Here is an 18,376-nt window from a genome sequence, read left to right as displayed (position 1 = left end):
TGGGAACCCCAGCCCAAACGCTCTAAAGGAATAACAACCATGGATACCAACACCATTTCACGCACCAGAGCTCACCGGCCTGGCAGCCGCATCATCGCGGCGGTAATTACCGCCCTCATCGCGTTTTTCGTTCCGGTCACACCGGCCTTGGCCTTCGATGAGGTCTTTGATTCCGGACATATCGACGCGTTCTACGTCACGGCACCTGATGGCCAGCTACACCTATCCATGCAGGAAGATGTCACCGGCTCGCACGTCCAGCGCCCTGGCGATGACGTGCTGCTCCAGGTCGTGGAATCGGCATGGTCCGATGCCACCGAGGCCGTTCCCGAGATTGGAGAATCGACCTACTTCCTGCCCCAAACCCAAGACCCAAATATCATCTGGCCGGGCTGGGATACTCAGCCGGCACGCGATGGCGGATTCACCAGCGTTGACTTCGAATTCACCAATATCTCTGGGCCGGGCTCAGTCTATGTTTTTGAAACCTCTGGGTTCGGCAACGTCGGTGCCGTGACCAATTCCGGTTCGATGGAGCTGACCAGCGGCGAGGTTATTAACCAGCCGAGTCCTGCACACCGGCACGTCAACTGGGCCTTTAGTGAGGCAGGTACCTATGAGATGACTGTTCAGGCCTCCTCTAATGGCCAAACCAGTAACGCAGTGACCTATACCTGGCAGGTAGGCGAAGGCGGAGAGACAGTCTCCGGTCACCGTTCTGCGGGCGGTTCTGGCGAGGCAGATAACTCCGGCAATGACGCTGGACACAGCAATTCCGAGGGTGGCCAAGGCGGCAACGCTGCAAGCGGCGGACAGTCCACGGATCCAGAGTGCCGTCCGGGTATTATCCCGCAGATTAAAGACGATACGGTCTCGCCGCCGCAGTGGCGCGATGCCGATGGCGCAACTTTTTACCTCTCCGATAATTCCAGCGTCGAGCTGCCAGAAGATGTTGGACCTGTTTCGGCCGGCCAAGCCTGGATGATTGGTTCTACGCAGGTCGATGGCGTGCCGTGGCTCGGTGCGAATACCCAGAGCCCCTCCATGCGCGAACACATTCCAGGTGATGTTACTTGGGAGCTCGTCGATATGAAGGGCCCTGGTGCCATGATGGTCTACAGCCAGGGTGGCCTGGGCAAAATCGTCGGCGATGAATGGTTCCGCGGCGCGAACGGCGCTGTGGAAGGCAGCTACAATATCGCCCCCAATACCCACGTGCACCCTAACTGGGTCTTCGAAAAGCAGGGCACCTATGACGTGACGATCCGCCAGGTGGCCCAGACCTCTGCCGGCAAGCAAGTAGCAGGCCAAGCAACGCTGCACTTTGTCGTCGGCGGTGGCAGGCCAGATGGCTCCTTCGATAATGGCCACTTCGACCTGGGCGCGGAAGTGAACCCGGATGGCGGCGACTGTGGTGTTGGCGCCGCAGCCGGCGCGGGCTCTAATGGTTCCGGTGCTGGCCAGGATGGCGCTGGCGGTTCCGGTGCGAATACGTCCGGTAAGGGCAGCAACGCGGCTCTTGCCAATACTGGGACCCCCACCATGCCTCTCGGAATCGGTGTGCTCGGCCTGGGCATGCTGTTCCTTGGCCTGGGTATTGCACGACTCGCTGTCGCGAGGGCAAAGAATTAATGCCAGTGCCCCACTACCGTTTCGTACCGCGCGGGCTGCAGGCCGTAGGGGCGCTCTGTAGCGTCTCCCTCCTCGCGGCAGGCTGCACGACCTCGGCAGCGGTGGATACCTCTGATCGCTTCAGCGTGGTTGCGACGACGCCGATTCTGGCGGATATGGCCCGCCACGTCGCAGGCGAGGATGCCTCGGTCACCGGCCTTATCCCAAGCGGAAAGGACCCGCACACCTTTGAGCCGACGCTGCGCACGGTGCGCAACGTGGCCAATGCGGATCTTGCCTTGAGCAATGGATACCTCTTGGAACCGCAGTCCCTGATAGATACCTTGCACGAGTCCACGGATGCGCCCGTGGTAGAGGTCGCTGACTCCGCCTCCACCCGCGGCGCTACCCTCGTGCCGCTGGTAGAAGATGTCTCCCTGGATGCCATCTGGTTGGGCCTGCGCATTAGCGGTGCCGAGCAGCGCAACTCCGGCGTGGATTTCCGCATGGTCTCTGCCGAGGGGCCAGGCGATGTCGCAGCCTACGTGGTCTCCACCTTCGGCACGCCGGAAGTGCTGTTTAATAGCGCCGATGGCATCGACTCAGGCGAAGATGCGGTCACCCTCCCGGCCAACGCGCACACGCACGTCTCGTGGGGTTTTTCGGAGCCGGGCATCTATAAGCTGGGCTTTCAGGCAGATGGCACTGAGGTAGAGCATCTAACCGTCGCGGTAGGCGTGAACCCGCCGGAAGATGTGGATGTCATTGATTCCGGCCACGTGGATATTGCCGCTGATGTGGCTAAGGGATCTATTGATCTGCGCGATCAAGACCAGCATTTTGATCCCGCTGATACCGCGGTGGCGGTCCCCTCCTCGGTATTGCAGCCCATTCCGCCGGATCCCGCCTACCGCTTCTTGGGAACCCCCGGTGCGGATACCTACCTGCTCCCCCAAGCGGTCTTAGGTAAACACATCCACGGCGAAGTGGACCCGCACCTATGGCACAACGTGGACAATGCCATTGCCTATGTCGATGTCATCGCTGAAGAAATGGCGAATGCGGATCCGTCGCACGGCGCCGATTACCGCGCCCGTGCCGAGTCCTATATCGCAGAACTGCGCGAGCTTGACGGGTATGTGGACCGCGCGATCTCTTCCATCCCGCAGAGCAACCGGCACTTGGTCACCACCCACCACGGCTATGCCTACTTAGAGCAAGGCTATGGCCTGTCGGTGGCTGGGTTCGTGACGCCCAATCCCGCCATTGAGCCTTCGCCACGGGAGGTCATTGCCCTGCGCCGGACGCTGGAGAACCTGCACCTTCCCGCGGTCTTTGTGGAGCCGGTGGAACAGGCTAGTGCCAGCACGCTGAAGGAGGCCGCCGCGCAGCAAAACGTGGAGCTGTGCCCCATTTACGGCGACACGCTTGATGATGCCGTGCCTACTTATATCGATCTCATGAAATTCAATGCTGACTCGCTGCAGCGTTGCCTACATCCTTCGAATGGAGATAACCATGCTTAACCTTGCCTCTCGAACCGTTACCCGCGCGGCCACTCGCACGGCAGCCTGCATCGTCACCGCCGGCTTAGCCGTATCCGCAACGCCTGCTTGGGCCGACGACCTCGCGCAGGTGGTCGGCGCGGATGAAACCGTGGCGCCCGAGGGCGAAGAAAAGGTCATCGATGCGGGCCACGTTGACATCGGCACGCTGCTGGATGGCTCCGATGCCGAGCTATTGGCCCGCGATGATGCAGGCGATTCCCCGGTGTGGCGCCACCTTGATGACCTGGTGTTCTCAGTAGGCGACGCGGCCCAGCAAACGCTGCCGGATACCGATGAGTTCAGCTTCGTCGGTGCACAATCTGGCGAGGATGTCTGGGTTGTCCCGCAGACTGAGCAGGCCGGCGTCCCGTGGCTGGGGTGGAATACCCAGGCGCCTTCGCTTGTCGATAACGCTGATCGCGGCGTCACCATGGAATTCCTCGGCCACTCCGGCCCAGGGGATTTTTCCCTCTTCTTGCAAAACGGCGGCTTTGAGGCACCCCAGCTGCTGTGGTCTACGGCAGAAAAAGGCGAGTCTGAGTTCTGGGTAGACCTCAATACGCACACCCACGCCAACTGGACTTTTACGGAGCCGGGCACCCACCAGGTGGGTATCCGGATCAAGGGTGAAACCACAAACGGCGAGGAGTTTAGTACCGATGGCGTGCTGACCTTCGCCGTGGGCGATGGCGCAGCCATCCAGGCCGCCCAGGATGCGGAGTGGAGCCCAGCAGACGCCACGACCGAGGATTCTTCCCTACCGGTATGGGTGTATGTCTTGGTCGGCGGCGGAATTATCGTGCTGATCGCCGGTGTTGCCGTGCTCGTGAAATCTCGTAAGCGAGGCGATGGCCATGTCTAAGCCGTGCATTCAGGTGCGCGGATTGCAGGTAGCGCTATCTGGCCGCACCGTGATTGAGGACGCCAACCTCGAGGTAGGTACCGGTGAATTCATTGGGCTTCTAGGCCCCAACGGCGCGGGCAAGACCACGCTGATGCGCGCCATTTTGGGCCTAATCCCCTCCTCCGGCACGTGCACCGTCACCGGCTCTGTGGGCTATGTTCCCCAGCGCCACGAGGTGGAATGGGGCTTTCCCATCAACGTGTACCGCACCGTGCTCAGCGGGCGGACCGGACTCATCGGGTGGTTCAAGCGCCCTAAGAAAAAGGATCATGCCGCCGCTGCAGAAGCGCTGCGCTTGGTGCATATGGAGGAATTTGCCTCCCGGCCCATCGAGGAGCTTTCCGGCGGCCAGCGCCAGCGCGTACTGATCGCCCGCGCCCTCGCCATTCAGCCGGAGGTCTTGCTACTCGATGAACCTTTTACCGGGCTCGACGCCCCGAATACCGAGGCCCTTTTGGAGCTTTTCGCCGAGCTTGCGGCGCAAGGAAAATCCATCGTGATGTCTACCCATAACCTGTCTGAGGCGGCGCACACGTGCAAGCGCCTCGTGCTATTTAATCGCACGGTCATTGCAGACGGCCCCGCCGAGGAGCTTTTGGCCGAGAAAGATCCGTGGACCCACGCGTTTGGCGTCAGTGCCTCGTCCCCGTTGCTCGCTGCGATTGGAGTGGCTGCATGATTGATATCTCATTTATCGATTTCCTGCGGGATTTAACCAATCCCCACCTCGATTTCCTAGCCCGGGCAGTGGGCATTTCGCTCATCGCCGCCATCGTGTGCGGAATCATCGGCTGCTATGTGGTGCTGCGTGGCATGGCCTTTATTGGTGATGCCGTCTCACACGCCGTGTTCCCAGGCCTGGCCATCGCCTTTGCGCTGCAGACCTCAGTCCTCTTGGGCGGGGCGGTTGCCGGCGCGGTCGTCGCGGTGCTTATCGCCGCGTTTTCGCAACGCAACCACGTGCGCGCGGATTCCATTATCGGCATCTTTTTTGCCGCCGCCTTCGCCTTAGGCATGGTGATCATCTCGCGCACGGATGGCTATAGCGCATCGCTCACCAGCTTCCTCTTCGGTTCGCTCACCGGCGTTTCGCGCACAGATATCACCGTCGCCGCGAGCGTCTGCCTCGTGGTCCTAGCCGTGGTCGTGGCCTTTGGCCCGCAGCTCAATGCCACCTGCTTGGACCGGGAGACCGCCCGCGCCATGGGCCTGCCGGTCTTTGCCCTGGATATCATCCTCTACCTGTGTGTGACCGCCGCGGTGGTCATTTCCGTAAGCACGATCGGCAATATCTTGGTCCTCGCCCTGCTGATTACCCCAGCCGCCACGGCGCGCCTGCTGACGGCCAACCTCACCACGATGATGTTCCTCTCGGCCATCATCGGTGCCGTCTGCAGCTTCTTCGGCATCTATTTGGCGTGGGCCATCGATCTTCCCGCGGGCGCGACCATCGTGCTCACGCTCACGGTCCTCTTCCTCATTGTCTGGGCCCTGCATCCCTTCCTGCGCTCTCGCCGCAAACCGGGCCACTCTTCTCCTCGCGTGCCAGCTAACGCCTCCGAGAACACCCCACGAAAGGAAACCATCGAATCATGAAACCCTTGTGCCGTACCGCTCTTGCCCTAGGCACCGCCGGATTCCTCAGCGTGGGAACCCTCACCGGTGTGGGTCTACCCTCTTCCGTTATGGCCACCGCGCATGCCGCAGAGACCTGCAGCGCAGAGGACTTTATCCGCATCACCGAAGGCCACCAAGACATGGCGCTCAAGGATGAAGGCGGGGATATCAGCTTTGTGGTCAAAGACGACCAAAAAGAAAAGGAATACCAGTCCGAAGAATTCGCGGTAGAGGTAGCGGAGAAGAACAAGCAGCGTATTTCTGATCTCAACATCCCTTCCCTGCCTGACGAGGGATGGGTGCTCCCGCAAACCCAGATTGAGGATGTTCCGTGGCTGGGCTTTAATACCCAGGAACTCTCGGAGGAATACCTCGGCTCGAAGCAGACCGCGACCTTGAGCATGGCCATCGCGTCTGGCCCAGAGGATGGGCGCATCGTGGCCTTCCAAAACGAGGGCATCGGCGATCTCAAGGTCCGTATGGATACCGAGGACGGCACCGCTTGGGACTATCCGGGCAGGTCCCACTCCCACCCTGCCTTCGCTTTTACCAAGCCGGGCACCTACGCCGTGAGCTTTACCTTTGAGCTTCCCGATGGCTCCCGCCACCACCTGCACGCCGGATTCCTCGTGGGAGATGACGCGGATCCAGCAGAGCTGTGTGGTGTGGACTACGACGAGTCCGATGATGCCGAGGGAAGCGTCCCTTCCGATGGAACCTCCCGCCCGAAACAGCTGGCCAAGGACATCAGGGGAGTAGATAAAGCCATCGCGGGCCTGGATAAGGAGCTGGAAAATACTTTGAAGGAAGGCCAAAAATTCCTCGAGGGCGATAAAAAGAAGGAGAAAGATTCCAAGGATAAATCCGGCGATAAGCCGTCTAAGCAGGGCCAGTCCGGTGGATCCGGCGGCTCCGGTGGGAAGGCCGCAGAGAAAAATTCTGGTTCGAAGCAGGGATCCAACCAAGGCTCCAAGTCTGGGTCGAAGTCCGGTTCCACCAAGGGCTCTGATCGCGGTTCTGGCCAGAGCAAGACTAACCAAGCCCACGGTTCTGGGGCAGGCTCTGGTGCTGCGTCGCGCAATTCGGGTGGGGGCTCATCGAAGGGATCATCGGCAAGCAGCGGCTCTCGCTCCGGTTCTAAGGCTGCGCACTCCAAGTCCGGCGGAAGTTCTGGCCAGAAATCCGCGGGCAAGTCCTCCCCGCAATCCAAGAGCAACAAGTCTAAGGACAGCAAATCAAAAGGAACGAAGTCTGGAAAGCACAGTTCAGCTCCTGCGCCCAACGCGTCTGCAGGTGGCAAGAACCAGAACAATGAAGCGCTTGCCGGTGCCGCCTACACCGCCTCACTGACCAAGAGCAGCTTTTGGGCGGGCATCTTGGCGGGGCTCGGCGCATTCGCCCTCGTGCTAGGAATTGGCCTGTTGGTCTATGTCCAATTCTTCCGCAAGAAGAAGCAAGCTGGAGAACAGTCTGAGCAGCCAGAACAGCCTGGGCCGCCGCAAGCAGATGCGGCCACGACGCAGATCCCGCGCGTCGACTAGAAGCTCTAAAAGTACTGCCTAGGGCTACACACGTGTCTTGGTGGAAAGGAAGTCCCACACAACATTCGGGGTATCCGGTTGCCAAAACCACGTGTGTTCAGCAGGCACCTTGATCAATTCCACGTCCTTGTGGCAACCGTTGAAGTTCAGGCGCTCGGCTCCTCCAACCTCCGCCTGGGTTTGGAAGGTCATTTCGCAGCGATTGCGGTTAAGATAGCCTCCCAAGACTGTGCGCACGGGAAGATAGCCAGCTTCGTGCCGGTCGCCGCCTTCATAGGTCATCATCTGATCGTGGGTGCCATGCATGATGAGTGTATGCATTGGCGCGTCGCCGCAATTGGTTTCAACGGGGTTATAAAAAGCTCCGGAGACCATGGCAACCGCAGCAAACGTATCTTGCGCGTGACAGCCCAAGACGGAGGTGAAACCGCCTCCATTGGACATTCCCGTGGCGTAGACGCGATTGCGATCCACATGATAGTCCGCATCCACCGCATCCAAGATGTGCTTGATGAAGCGGATATCTTCGCCATCATGGGTTTTGGCATATGGAGCTGCTTCCCAAGCGCGTTCGTAGCCCTCCGGGTAAATGATGATGGCCTCATCGGTGGCTGACGTATTTCCCATTCGTGCGTAACTAGAGAAATTTTCCGGGGAATCTCCCCAACCGCCAAATCCAAAAAGCACCGGGGATGGCTTCTCGGGAGAGTAGTGATCCGGGATACGCACGAGGTAGCGACGCTGTTTTCCCTCGTGTTCCATTTCAAGCGACTCCATAGTTCCCGGTGCAATGGCCGGATCAGGATTAATGCCGGGATCAGCAGAAGGCATGGGTGGAGTCGGCTCCGAATTGCCCGGATGTGGTGACTCACCGGGAGCGGACGTATGCTCCTCAGGATTGCGGGGAGTCGATTCAGTGACACCTTCTGGGAGCAAATGCGAGCCATCTGGTTTTGGAATCACGGGCTCGCCGGAGTGGTGGTCTTGTTCTGGCACAGGTTCCGGGTGCGTCGGTTGTACCGGCGATCCGGCGCCTTCTTGTTCCTGCGCCGTCGCCGGCACACTTATGGCGGCGCCTATCACTAGGAGCGAGGTCAAGAGATAGGTAAATCGAAGAAAAACTTTAGTCACAGTAGCCACTTTGGTAACAATAGTTACATCGGTTGTGTCACAGGGTGCCCACACGCTTGGCGAGGGCAATTTCTACCAACTTTTAACGAGGCACTAAGCTAGATCCCCATGCACGAAGACAGACCAAGCACCGCCCCCGATTTCTTGCTCTCCCGGGCAACGGGGTCTGTCCGTACCCAAGGTGCGCGGAAAACCTTTACCAGTGCCGAAACCGCGGTTGACGCCTTGCACCGAGGCGAGGCCGAGATGGTCGTTGGCGCCATCCCCTTTGACTCCGATACCCCCGCCGCCCTGACTGTTCCAGAATCGATCATCCGCGAAGACGGCCCGCTAGAACCACATGCGTTCTACCGCAATCAAACCCTCAATTCCCGCGTCGTGGGCTTTGACCCTGAGCCCGAAGAACACCTGCGCCGCGTGGAGGCGGCCATCGGCACCATCGAAACCTCGAAGCTAGAAAAGGTGGTTCTCGCCCGCGCGGTCGATATCGAATTTGCCTCCCCCATCGATCCCAGGCTGGTGGCCGCGCGCCTTATCGATCTCTCCGTCAACCGCGATGGCTTCATTGCGGATCTCTCGCCCGCAGGCCGCCCAGGGGCCATGCTGGTCGGTTCCTCTCCGGAGGTGCTCATCAAACGGCAAGGCTCGACCGTGTCTGCATTCCCGCTCGCCGGCTCCACCCCGCGCCGGGCCAATAAGGCGGCAGACCACATTGCCAGCCAAGACCTCTTGCACTCCGCCAAGGATTTGCTGGAGCATTCCTTTGTAGTAGAACACCTGCGCACTGTATTAGAACCGCTGTGCAGCAGCCTCGATATCCCCGAGACCCCGCAGCTCATACACACCAATGAGATGTGGCACTTGGGCACGCCGGTCACCGGCACGTTGCGGGATAAAGACCTCACCGCCCTGGAACTGGCAGAAGTAGTCCACCCCACCCCCGCAATCTGCGGCACGCCGACGGAAGCGGCGCAGGCGCTTATCGAGACCGCTGAGACCGACCGCGGCTTCTATGCCGGCACCGTCGGCTGGTGCGATAGCTCCGGCGATGGCGAATACATGGTAGCCATCCGTTGCGCGGAAGTTGCCGGCGATGGCCTCTCCGCCCGCGCGTGGGCCGGCGGCGGCGTGGTCGGTGCTTCCAATGCCCAAGCCGAGCTGGAAGAAACAACCGCCAAGCTCCAAACAATCCTCCGCGCGCTCAGCCTTTAAACGGTGCGGCTTAGAGCCGTTTCGCCACGAGGACCACGTCGCTTGTGTGGTGGGATCCGGCACCGCTAGTAACATGGCGCGACGATCGCCGCAGGGTCTGCACCGTCAATTCGGTAAGATTATCCGCCAGCCATTCCGGCATGGCAATCTCTTCTGACTCCATATCATGGTGAACATAGAGCAAGGTTCCACCCGGGGCGACGAGTCTTTCTAACAGCGCCACTTCCCCTGCGGTGGCACGGACGCTGCCGTAGTGAACGGTAACCAGGTCAAAAGAATCGTGGCTAAATTCATCAAAGGTAGCAACCTCGGCGGCAACTCCACGTGCCCTAGTCCGCGCTACGGCAGTAGGAGCAAAATCGATGCCGAGCACCTGCCAGCCACGATCCTGTAGCCACTGCGCATCAGCGCCTTCCCCACAGCCGATATCGAGTGCGGTACCTGCCGGAAGGTCGCTGACATAGTCCACCAGCGTGGCATTCGGGCTCCCTGACCACACCTGCGCGGTGGCACGGTAGCGCTCCTCCATCTCCTGCGCGCTCGGCGCGGACCCGCGGTGGCCTTGATGTGAATGATCCGGCACGCCGTTCTCCTTCTACCAATACCTCACCAGCGGCAGCTGACGCGAGATGAAACTATTGCGCCCTAGAGATGGTATTGCGCAAAGTACCAACCCCTGGGATCTCAATTTCAATGGTATCGCCCGGCACCATCGGTGCGGTTCCTGCTGGCGAACCGGTAGTGATGACATCGCCAGGCAGCAAGGTATAGGCGGCAGAGATTTCTTCCAAGATGCCGCCCATCTTGACGATCATCTGATCCGTATTGGAATCCTGCTTCTGCTCACGGGAACCATCGTGGGTCAGGTAAGCATTGATCTTCTGATCATCAAGATCCAAGCTATCCAGGTCCGTTTCAATCCACGGGCCCAGCGGGCAGAAGGTATCAATACCCTTGGCGCGCGCCCACTGGCCGTCCTTGAACTGCAGGTCGCGGGAGGAAACGTCGTTGCAGATGGTATAGCCCAGCACGTGGTCTTTCCAGTTTTCAGCCTGGATATTCTTCGATGGCTTGGAAATAACCACGGCCAGCTCACCCTCAAATTCCACGTTGGTGGCATAATCGGGAATCTTGATGGCCTCATTCGGGCCGATAACCGCAGTCGATGGCTTCAAGAAGATGGTTGGTGGCAGCTTATCGGAGGACTTCTTGAATACCTCCGCGACGTGGTCGGCATAGTTGCGGCCGAGCGCCACTACCTTGGTGGGCAAGGTCGGCGCCAACAGTCGCACCTCGCCCAGCTTCCATTCCCGGCCGGTGGGCTCCGGCGGGGTAAATGGAGTGCCGGAGATTTCTTTAGCTACGAGCTCCTCCATCGGGGCATCTTGTGGCCCTTCAATGATGGCAAAGCAAATTCCTTCTGGGTGTGCAATTCGTCCTAAACGCATAACGGCCATCCTACTAAAAGGTAGCCTTTACATGTGTGCAAAGTTTGCGGTGTTAATTTGCAAAGATTATTCAGTTCCCTGACAACACCGCATTCATGCGAAGGACTTCTTACGCTTAAGCCTGCAGGCTCTCCGCGATGCGGTCCCCCACCTCAACGGTCTTGATTGGGGCATCGCCGCGCTTGGCGATGTCCTCCGCCACCGCCTTTTCAATCCTCTGCGCATTGCCTTCATCGCCCAGCTGCCGCAAGAGCATCGCTGCCGACAAGATGGCCGCGGTCGGATCCGCGATGCCTTGTCCGGCGATATCGGGCGCCGAACCGTGCACCGGTTCAAACATGGAGGGGTTTACACCCGAAGCATCGATATTGCCCGAAGCAGCCAGCCCAATCCCGCCGGTAATAGCGCCTGCTAAGTCCGTTAAGATATCGCCGAAGAGGTTATCGGTAACGATGACATCGTAGCGGGACGGCTCCGTCACCATGTAGATCGTCGCGGCATCGATGTGGTTATAGTCCACTTCCACCTGCGGATACTCTGCCGAGACTTCTTCTACCGTGCGGTGCCACAGATCGCCGGCGTTGACGAGGACATTCGTCTTGTGCACCAGGGTGAGGTGATTGCGGCGCTGCGATGCCCGCTCAAAGGCGTCCCGCACCACGCGCTCCACCCCGAAGCGGGTATTTTGCGAAACCTCGCTGGCTACCTCGTGCGGCGTTCCTTCCCGCAGCGTTCCGCCATTGCCGCAGTACAGACCCTCGGTGCCTTCTCGCACCACGACGAAGTCAATCTCGCCCGGGTTATCCAGGGGCGAGTGGGCCGTGGGATACAAGATGGAGGGGCGCAGGTTCACGTGCTGATCGAGCGCAAAGCGCATCTTCAATAACAGGCCACGCTCCAGGACGCCCGGGGGGACCTCGCCGGGTGCGCCGATGGCGCCCAGCAAAATGGCATCGTGTTCGCGCAGGCTAGCCAGGTCCGCGTCTGTTAAAAGCTCGCCATTGCGCAGGTAGCGCCGCGCGCCCAGGTCATAATCGGTGGTTTCAATATCGCTGCGCACCGCCCGCAGCACCTTCAGGGCTTCCGCCGTTACTTCTGGCCCAATGCCGTCGCCGCCAATAACCGCTAATTTCATTAGATAGGATTCCTTTCTCACATAGTGGATTAGGCTTTAGCTTACCAAAGGAAACCCGCCCATCGCAGCAGAAATCTACGCGATGGGCGGGCACGAGTACGCGGTTAGGCCACTCTCCTAACCTGCGCTGAGGTTATTCATCCATGTCGAATTGCTGGCACGTAGCGCCAAGGGCCGAGTTGATCTCCTCGATGAGAGAATCTGGTACCTCGGACTCCACGCGCAAGATGAGCACGGCATCCGTTTCCTGCTTGCCCTGCGTCAAGGCTGCAGCGATGATGTTGATGCCCGCCGCGCCCAGCTTGGTACCCACGGTACCAAGCGCACCTGGGGCATCGGCATAGCGGAAGAACAAGTTGCGGCCCTCGGCCCGCATATCCACGCCGCGGCCATTGATGCGCACAAACTTTTCGGTGCCATCGATGCCAATGAGAGCACCGGTGAGCGAAGAGGTCACGCCTTCCGCGCTAATGACCTTGACCTGCAAGGAAGAACGGTGCCCCCTGGATTCTGGGTTAGTGGATACCGAAACTTCGACCCCACGGCTCTCAGCAATCTGCATCGCGTTGACGAAGGTAACCGGCTCCGAGGTCACACCGCTAAACAGGCCGCGGACGGCGGAAAGGCCCAGCACATCCACATCCTCAGTGGACAGCTCGCCGCAGGCTTCGATCTCCACGGCGACGGGAGCCTGATCAAGCAGGCGCCCGGCGGTAAGGCCCAGCTTGCGGGCGAGGTCGAGCCAACCGGCAACCTCTTCGCCCACAGTGCCGCCGGAGACGTTGACCGCATCGGGAACAAACTCGCCGGCCAGAGCCTTGAGCACAGATGCGGCGACATCGGTACCCGCGCGATCCTGTGCCTCCACGGTGGACGCGCCCAGGTGCGGCGACACCGTGACCTGCGGCAGCTTAAACAACGGGGAATCCGTGCACGGCTCCGTGGAGTAGACGTCAAAGCCCGCACCGCGGTGGTGGCCGGAAGTAATAGAATCCGCCAAGGCCTGCTCATCTACGAGGCCGCCGCGGGCGGCGTTGATCAGAATCTGGCCTTCCTTTGCCTTGGCCAAAAGCTCCGCATCGAACATTCCGGCAGTCTCGGGCGTCTTGGGCAGGTGAATGGTGACAAAGTCTGCCTGCGCCATCAGCTCTTCAAGCTCGACCAATTCCACGCCAAGCGCTGCCGCACGCGCCGGATTGGCATAAGGATCGTAGGCAATAATCTTCGTTTCAAAGGCGCTCAACCGCTGTGCAAAAAGCTGACCGATGTGGCCGAAGCCGACGATACCAATAGTCTTGCCGTAGACCTCCACGCCCTTGAAGGAAGAGCGCTTCCACTCGCCCTCGCGCAAGGACTGATCCGCCGCTGGAATCTGGCGGGCAGTGGCCAAAAGCAAGGCAATCGCCTGCTCGCACGCAGAGTGGATATTGGAGGTAGGAGCGTTGACCACCATGACGCCTTTGTTGGTGGCGGTGTCAATATCCACGTTATCGAGTCCCACGCCCGCGCGACCCACAATCTTAAGCTTGGGCGCGGCTTCTAGAACTTCAGCGTCGACCGTGGTGGCAGAGCGCACGAGCAGCGCATCTGCTTCTGGAACCGCAGCAAGCAATTCCTCGCGGTTCGGGCCATCTACCCAGCGCACCTCGACAGAATCCCCCAAAGCCGTCACTGTGGATTGGGCCAATTTATCGGCGATAAGAACTACCGGCTTCGACATATCATCCTTCGTTTCAATTCGTTGTGCATTACGCGAAAATCACCGCGTGTAAAGGAAGTGTAGTTCAGTTTGGGGTGCCCTGCCTTATTTTTTCCTTAAATTCTTTCACTTGACCGAATTCCGGGCCCAAAGCAATCAGTGAACCCTCGTCCAGCCCCGCCACCATGGCCATACTCCGCTTATCTTCCAGCGGATCTGCCGTCGGCATCACCAATACCGAGCCACCATAGGCCGCGGCCGTAATGACATTGGCTACCGGGCTATCCGCCGTGGCCACAATATTGGGCGCCATCTGGCCATCGCGCCGCGACTGTGCCGGAACGGGCGATAACTTTTTACCATCGTCGTCGGGCTCACCCTCATAAGGAATCCAGGCAGGGCGCAACTCAACGTAAGGTGTTTTATCCAGCCGCGCGATGTCCTTGACCATTTGTTTCGGCGAGGCGACCACCTTGGACTCATATTGGAATGCCGTGAAATCTCCCAACGCTTCGTGCGTTCCCGGGTCCTTGATGACAGTGAAATCACCGCTGGATTGTGTCCATGGAATATCGCCAATGATGACGAGTCGTTTTACTTCCAAGTCACCTACCAGGTTGAGGATGTCACCGCGGCGCGAGCGATCGTATTCCACGGCCGGCAGGTGCTGGTTAATAGCCAACGTCGCCGCGCGCAGTTCGGATTTAGCATCGGGTGCAAAGAGCACCATCGAGTCAGAATCCTCGAAAAAAGTCCGCGCAGCGTCAATGCCGCTAGGATCATCGATGATTTCAAACTTGCCAGCGAATTTGGGATCGATAAGGCGGTTTTGATTCTCTGACTTGGCGCGCTCAAGCTCAACGTCGGACTCGGAGAGATCCGACAGCCCACGCTTTACCAGTTTGGGCTCCTGCAAGGCATCGCCGCAGCCGACAAGTACAAGGGAGGCTGCGATAACCGCTGCAGCCGCCCGGAACCTCTTAGCGGCCAAATGCATGTGGCCCCTCTTCACCGCCGGCCAGGTTTGCTTCATCGACATCTCGAATGACGGGAATGCCCAAGGTTTCTTCCACCAGGTTCACAAAACGATGGCGCCGATCCGCCAAGAATTCCTGAATCTTCGATTCCCTTAAGTTAGCGACATCGAGGTCGTGCGACGCCAAGACGGCATCAAATTCCTCGTCTTCCATGATGGACTTGGATTGCACGCGTGGCAGGTAGCGATTCGGTGCGAATCCATCGAGGACGACCTCTGTGCGTTTGCCCATCGGGGTAAAGTTCATAACCGACTGCGCCAAGACCGAATCCACCCCGTGGCGCTGGCACCAATTCAGTGGGAATACTGGGAAAAATCCAGGCTTGAGCTCTTCAAAGGTATGGCGAGTAAACTCGCTGCCCGTCCGCCAGTCCTTCGCGCCACGAGCCATGAGTAAGGCGTAGATTCCGTGCCAAACGCCATCGTTTTCATCGACCGAGAGCAGGCGGGATTCCCGGAATCCTGCATCTGCGACCGTTTTGGGAACGTCATCGGTGGCCCCGGCCACCCACTCGGTCACTTCATCCACGTCGCGGGCGGCGCGCAGCGGCACCGCGGAAGAGCCATAGAGCTCACCAAAGACGCCACACCAGAACCACTGGTCGATGCGATCCCATGCCTGCTGGCTAGAAAGCGCCCCAGGCCGCTTGGCCAAGCGCGCGATGATAACCGCCAGCGGCACGATCTGTTCCGTATAAGGAACCTGATCCAGGCTTAAAATACGGCGCTGCGCCAAGAATTCGGCGACCTCGTGGAAGGTGATGCGCAGGTCGTGCGCGGCCGCCTTGTACTCGCATAGGGACAGCTTCAAAATATCTTCGCGCTGGCCGCCGGCATTGCCCTTCTCCCCTGTGACCAAGAGGGATACTGCGGAGAGGAATTCATTGCGTCCGATGCCATCGAGCGCGGGAGAATCCCGCAGGTCCTTTTCCACCTGCTGCCAATCGTTGGCAAGGTGGAAGGTGGGATCTTCAGAAGCAAAGACGGCGGTTAAGAGATCGAAGACATCCATCTGCAGGCCGGCGGAATTCGCCTGGGCAAAGATGGAACCGATTCCGGCCCGCTCCGTTTCGCGGGATAGCCGGATCATCGGGATGTCATAGCCCGCCAAGGGACGCACGATGCGGTTATTGAACGCAGCGAGCTCGGCGCTGTACCGCTCGTGTGTGGCGGCGAGCTCGAAAAGCATGCTGGTGCCTTCCTCGCTGAGTAGCGAGGCCACAGGGATGCACATATTATCCAGGCCATCCTGGCGGCAGGTGATAGCCCCATCAATATCGGGGCCGAAGTGCGAACAGATCTCGCCGTTCTGGTCGACGGCGAAAATGGCGTCATCGGCAAGCAAGTCCCCGCTTACCGCGGCCCGGACGTCAATGAAAAAGCGGCGGCGAACCTTCTTTTTCCGGAAGTCGGTGGTCTTGACAAAACCCTCGCCGTTAAAGCAGTGATAAAGGGAGGTAAGGCGCTGTTGGCCGTCCAAAAGGAGCAGCCCAGGCTCGACGCCAGCCTCGGGCGCACCCGCCAACACTCGGGGGCGGAAACGCATCTTTTCATTGCGGATATCCAGGGCCATCAGTGCGCCGATGGGATAACCACGCAGGACCGTAACGATAAGTGAGCGGATGCGGTCTTCATCCCAGGCATAGCTGCGCTGGAAATCTGGAAGCTGGATATCGCCCCGGTCAATCCGCGAAAAAAGATCCTTGAGATCATAGCTTGGCGTCGTAAAACCCATAGGGCCAATACTACCCGCAACACCTCTGCGATACCTCACGGACTTAAGTGCTGGGATAGCACGTAGCCAAACCGCAAAAGCGGCCCGCCGGGAACCTCCCGCGGGCCGCACTGGCTTCAGCTATTGCCTAGGCAGTAGCGTCCAAAGGATTCTTTACCCAGCTCATGAGATCGCGCAGCTTGGTGCCGGTCTTTTCGATCTCGTGCTGTGCAAATTCCTCGCGCAGGTCTTCCAGTTCCTTGTTGCCGCCTTCAACGTTGGCGAGCAGCCGCTTGGTGAAGGTGCCGTCCTGGATATCGGACAGGACATCCTTCATGCGCTGCTTGGTATCAGCGTTGATGATGCGCGGGCCGGAGATGTAGCCACCGAACTCGGCGGTATCAGAAACCGAGTAGTTCATGTTGGCAATGCCGCCCTCGAACATCAGGTCCACGATGAGCTTCATCTCGTGCAGGACCTCGAAATAAGCCATCTCTGGCTCGTAGCCGGCCTCGGTGAGGACCTCAAAGCCATTGCGGATGAGGAACTCGACGCCACCACACAGGACGGCCTGCTCACCAAAGAGGTCGGTGACCGTCTCTGCCTCGAAGGTGGTGGGGATAACGCCGGCGCGGGCGCCACCGATCGCAGCGGCATAGGACAAGGTCAGGTCATGGCCCTCGTTCTTCGGGTCCTGCTCGGTGGCAATCAAGCAAGGAACGCCCTTGCCGTCAACGAACTGGCGGCGGACCAAGTGGCCCGGACCCTTTGGCGCAACCATACCGACGGTGACGGACGCAGCCGGCTCAATCAGCTTGAAGTGGATATTCAGTCCGTGACCGAATAGCAGTGCATTGCCGTCTTCCAGGTTCGGGGCAATGTGCTCTTCGAAGATCTCCTTCTGGGAGGTATCCGGCGCCAAGAGCATAACGACGTCGGCCCACTTGGATGCCTCCGCGACGGACTTGACTTCGAAGCCAGCCTCTTCCGCCTTGGCTGCGGACTTAGAGCCCTCGCGCAGACCGATAACAACCTCAACGCCGGAATCGCGCAGGTTCTGGGAGTGGGCGTGACCCTGGGAGCCGTAGCCGATAACAGCTACCTTGCGGCCCTGGATGATCGACAGGTCAGCATCGTCGTCGTAGTAGGTATCAATAGCCATTTCAAATCCTCAATTCTTTGGTAGGAGAAGCTGTAATGAAGCGTCCTAACGCAGAGTATATACCACTGCGCGAGACATTGTGTTCACATCGTGAGATTTTATTTACTTTTTGGGAGCTGTCGCCTTCGGGCCGCGCCCCAAGGCTACGTGGCCCGATTGCACGAGTTCACGAATCCCGAAGGGCTCGAGAACTTCAAGCAGCGCCGCGAGCTTGCCCGGCGTACCGGTAGCCTCCACGACAACCGATTCCTTTGCCACGTCCACCACGCGGGCGCGGAAGATATTTACCGCATCCACCACCTGCGCGCGGTTGGAATTATCGGCCGATACCTTCACCAGCATGATGGCGCGAGCAACGGTGGAATCTTCTTTAAGTTCCACGACCTTGATGACCGGAATGAGCTTATTGAGCTGCTTCGTTACCTGCTCAATGATCACCTCAGAGGCATCCACAACGATGGTCAGCCGGTTAATTCCGGGGGTTTCCGTGTGCGCGGAGACCAAGGACACCAGGCTGTAGCCACGGCGGCTAAACATTCCCACCACGCGGGCGATGATGCTTTCTACATCCTCAACTAATACCGATAAGGTATGCCGAGTTACCTCGTTTTGCGTCATG

At 59.3% G+C, this 18,376-nt stretch carries 16 protein-coding genes; 7 read left to right on the top strand and 9 right to left on the bottom strand.

What is annotated here, in order from left to right; translation table 11 throughout:
* Positions 1–39 precede the first annotated feature (39 nt).
* From ACLI1Q_RS05765 to ACLI1Q_RS05740, 6 genes are read left to right on the top strand one after another with little or no spacing between them, the layout of a single operon-like run.
* A complete protein-coding gene (locus ACLI1Q_RS05765) occupies positions 40–1,632 on the top strand; it encodes a choice-of-anchor M domain-containing protein (RefSeq protein ID WP_239267660.1) in 1,593 nt (530 codons plus the stop codon).
* Positions 1,632–3,137: an anchored repeat ABC transporter, substrate-binding protein gene (locus tag ACLI1Q_RS05760; RefSeq protein WP_239267662.1), complete on the top strand. Its 1,506-nt coding sequence runs from the start codon at positions 1,632–1,634 to the stop codon at positions 3,135–3,137. The genes ACLI1Q_RS05765 and ACLI1Q_RS05760 overlap by 1 nt, the downstream gene beginning before the upstream one ends.
* Positions 3,130–4,020 (top strand): choice-of-anchor M domain-containing protein, encoded by an 891-nt coding sequence (locus tag ACLI1Q_RS05755; RefSeq protein ID WP_239267664.1) that lies wholly within the window; start codon positions 3,130–3,132, stop codon positions 4,018–4,020. The genes ACLI1Q_RS05760 and ACLI1Q_RS05755 overlap by 8 nt, the downstream gene beginning before the upstream one ends.
* Positions 4,007–4,741, top strand: coding sequence for an anchored repeat-type ABC transporter ATP-binding subunit (locus ACLI1Q_RS05750; RefSeq protein ID WP_370657774.1), 735 nt, complete (start codon positions 4,007–4,009; stop codon positions 4,739–4,741). The genes ACLI1Q_RS05755 and ACLI1Q_RS05750 overlap by 14 nt, the downstream gene beginning before the upstream one ends.
* Complete coding sequence (locus tag ACLI1Q_RS05745; RefSeq protein ID WP_239267668.1) at positions 4,738–5,658, top strand: anchored repeat-type ABC transporter permease subunit; 921 nt, start codon at positions 4,738–4,740, stop codon at positions 5,656–5,658. The genes ACLI1Q_RS05750 and ACLI1Q_RS05745 overlap by 4 nt, the downstream gene beginning before the upstream one ends.
* A complete protein-coding gene (locus tag ACLI1Q_RS05740; RefSeq protein ID WP_411697136.1) occupies positions 5,655–7,220 on the top strand; it encodes a choice-of-anchor M domain-containing protein in 1,566 nt (521 codons plus the stop codon). The genes ACLI1Q_RS05745 and ACLI1Q_RS05740 overlap by 4 nt, the downstream gene beginning before the upstream one ends.
* Before the next feature lie 24 nt (positions 7,221–7,244).
* Here the strand turns inward: ACLI1Q_RS05740 and ACLI1Q_RS05735 are convergent, their stop codons facing one another.
* Positions 7,245–8,351: an alpha/beta hydrolase family esterase gene (locus ACLI1Q_RS05735; RefSeq protein ID WP_239267672.1), complete on the bottom strand. Its 1,107-nt coding sequence runs from the start codon at positions 8,349–8,351 to the stop codon at positions 7,245–7,247.
* Between the two features lie 108 nt (positions 8,352–8,459).
* On the opposite strand from ACLI1Q_RS05735, the gene ACLI1Q_RS05730 reads away from it, so the two are divergent.
* A complete protein-coding gene (locus ACLI1Q_RS05730; protein WP_239267674.1) occupies positions 8,460–9,563 on the top strand; it encodes an isochorismate synthase MenF in 1,104 nt (367 codons plus the stop codon).
* A gap of 10 nt (positions 9,564–9,573) precedes the next feature.
* On the opposite strand, the gene ACLI1Q_RS05725 is transcribed toward ACLI1Q_RS05730, so the two are convergent.
* From ACLI1Q_RS05725 to ilvN, 8 genes are all read right to left on the bottom strand, one after another.
* Positions 9,574–10,092 (bottom strand): class I SAM-dependent methyltransferase, encoded by a 519-nt coding sequence (locus ACLI1Q_RS05725; protein ID WP_255716810.1) that lies wholly within the window; start codon positions 10,090–10,092, stop codon positions 9,574–9,576.
* Between the two features lie 106 nt (positions 10,093–10,198).
* A complete protein-coding gene (locus ACLI1Q_RS05720; protein ID WP_239267678.1) occupies positions 10,199–11,011 on the bottom strand; it encodes a fumarylacetoacetate hydrolase family protein in 813 nt (270 codons plus the stop codon).
* 115 nt (positions 11,012–11,126) lie between these two features.
* The gene (locus tag ACLI1Q_RS05715; protein ID WP_239267680.1) at positions 11,127–12,146 is read right to left on the bottom strand and encodes a 3-isopropylmalate dehydrogenase; all 1,020 of its coding nucleotides are present in this window, start codon (positions 12,144–12,146) and stop codon (positions 11,127–11,129) included.
* A 133-nt stretch (positions 12,147–12,279) separates the two neighbouring features.
* Positions 12,280–13,866 carry a phosphoglycerate dehydrogenase gene (gene serA / locus ACLI1Q_RS05710; protein WP_023026408.1) on the bottom strand — a complete coding sequence of 529 codons (1,587 nt, stop codon included), beginning with the start codon at positions 13,864–13,866 and terminating at the stop codon, positions 12,280–12,282.
* Between the two features lie 64 nt (positions 13,867–13,930).
* Complete coding sequence (locus tag ACLI1Q_RS05705; protein WP_023026406.1) at positions 13,931–14,842, bottom strand: hypothetical protein; 912 nt, start codon at positions 14,840–14,842, stop codon at positions 13,931–13,933.
* On the bottom strand, positions 14,826–16,616 hold the full coding sequence (locus ACLI1Q_RS05700; protein ID WP_239267682.1) for a DUF262 domain-containing protein: 1,791 nt from the start codon (positions 16,614–16,616) through the stop codon (positions 14,826–14,828). Before ACLI1Q_RS05700 ends, ACLI1Q_RS05705 begins: the two co-directional genes overlap by 17 nt.
* Before the next feature lie 127 nt (positions 16,617–16,743).
* Entirely contained in the window at positions 16,744–17,757 is a 1,014-nt protein-coding gene (ilvC, locus tag ACLI1Q_RS05695) for a ketol-acid reductoisomerase (RefSeq protein ID WP_005280254.1), read from the bottom strand.
* Positions 17,758–17,859: 102 nt separating this feature from the next.
* Entirely contained in the window at positions 17,860–18,375 is a 516-nt protein-coding gene (gene ilvN / locus ACLI1Q_RS05690; protein WP_023026400.1) for an acetolactate synthase small subunit, read from the bottom strand.
* Position 18,376 lies beyond the last annotated feature (1 nt).

It is taken from the genome of Corynebacterium limaceinasi (assembly GCF_046717465.1).
Classification (GTDB): Bacteria; Actinomycetota; Actinomycetes; order Mycobacteriales; family Mycobacteriaceae; genus Corynebacterium.
The sequence above is the reverse complement of the archived record's forward strand: the minus strand, read 5'-3'. Positions and strand labels throughout refer to the sequence as shown.

What these genes read in the sequence shown, in the direction of transcription:
- ACLI1Q_RS05765 (WP_239267660.1), top strand. Translation starts at nt 40, where the DNA reads ATGGATACCAACACCATTTCACGCACCAGAGCTCACCGGCCTGGCAGC.
- ACLI1Q_RS05760 (WP_239267662.1), top strand. Translation starts at nt 1,632, where the DNA reads ATGCCAGTGCCCCACTACCGTTTCGTACCGCGCGGGCTGCAGGCCGTA.
- ACLI1Q_RS05755 (WP_239267664.1), top strand. Translation starts at nt 3,130, where the DNA reads ATGCTTAACCTTGCCTCTCGAACCGTTACCCGCGCGGCCACTCGCACG.
- ACLI1Q_RS05750 (WP_370657774.1), top strand. Translation starts at nt 4,007, where the DNA reads ATGGCCATGTCTAAGCCGTGCATTCAGGTGCGCGGATTGCAGGTAGCG.
- ACLI1Q_RS05745 (WP_239267668.1), top strand. Translation starts at nt 4,738, where the DNA reads ATGATTGATATCTCATTTATCGATTTCCTGCGGGATTTAACCAATCCC.
- ACLI1Q_RS05740 (WP_411697136.1), top strand. Translation starts at nt 5,655, where the DNA reads ATGAAACCCTTGTGCCGTACCGCTCTTGCCCTAGGCACCGCCGGATTC.
- ACLI1Q_RS05730 (WP_239267674.1), top strand. Translation starts at nt 8,460, where the DNA reads ATGCACGAAGACAGACCAAGCACCGCCCCCGATTTCTTGCTCTCCCGG.
- ACLI1Q_RS05725 (WP_255716810.1), bottom strand. Translation starts at nt 10,092, where the DNA reads ATGGAGGAGCGCTACCGTGCCACCGCGCAGGTGTGGTCAGGGAGCCCG.
- ACLI1Q_RS05720 (WP_239267678.1), bottom strand. Translation starts at nt 11,011, where the DNA reads ATGCGTTTAGGACGAATTGCACACCCAGAAGGAATTTGCTTTGCCATC.
- ACLI1Q_RS05715 (WP_239267680.1), bottom strand. Translation starts at nt 12,146, where the DNA reads ATGAAATTAGCGGTTATTGGCGGCGACGGCATTGGGCCAGAAGTAACG.
- serA (WP_023026408.1), bottom strand. Translation starts at nt 13,866, where the DNA reads ATGTCGAAGCCGGTAGTTCTTATCGCCGATAAATTGGCCCAATCCACA.
- ACLI1Q_RS05705 (WP_023026406.1), bottom strand. Translation starts at nt 14,842, where the DNA reads ATGCATTTGGCCGCTAAGAGGTTCCGGGCGGCTGCAGCGGTTATCGCA.
- ACLI1Q_RS05700 (WP_239267682.1), bottom strand. Translation starts at nt 16,616, where the DNA reads ATGGGTTTTACGACGCCAAGCTATGATCTCAAGGATCTTTTTTCGCGG.
- ilvC (WP_005280254.1), bottom strand. Translation starts at nt 17,757, where the DNA reads ATGGCTATTGATACCTACTACGACGACGATGCTGACCTGTCGATCATC.
- ilvN (WP_023026400.1), bottom strand. Translation starts at nt 18,375, where the DNA reads ATGACGCAAAACGAGGTAACTCGGCATACCTTATCGGTATTAGTTGAG.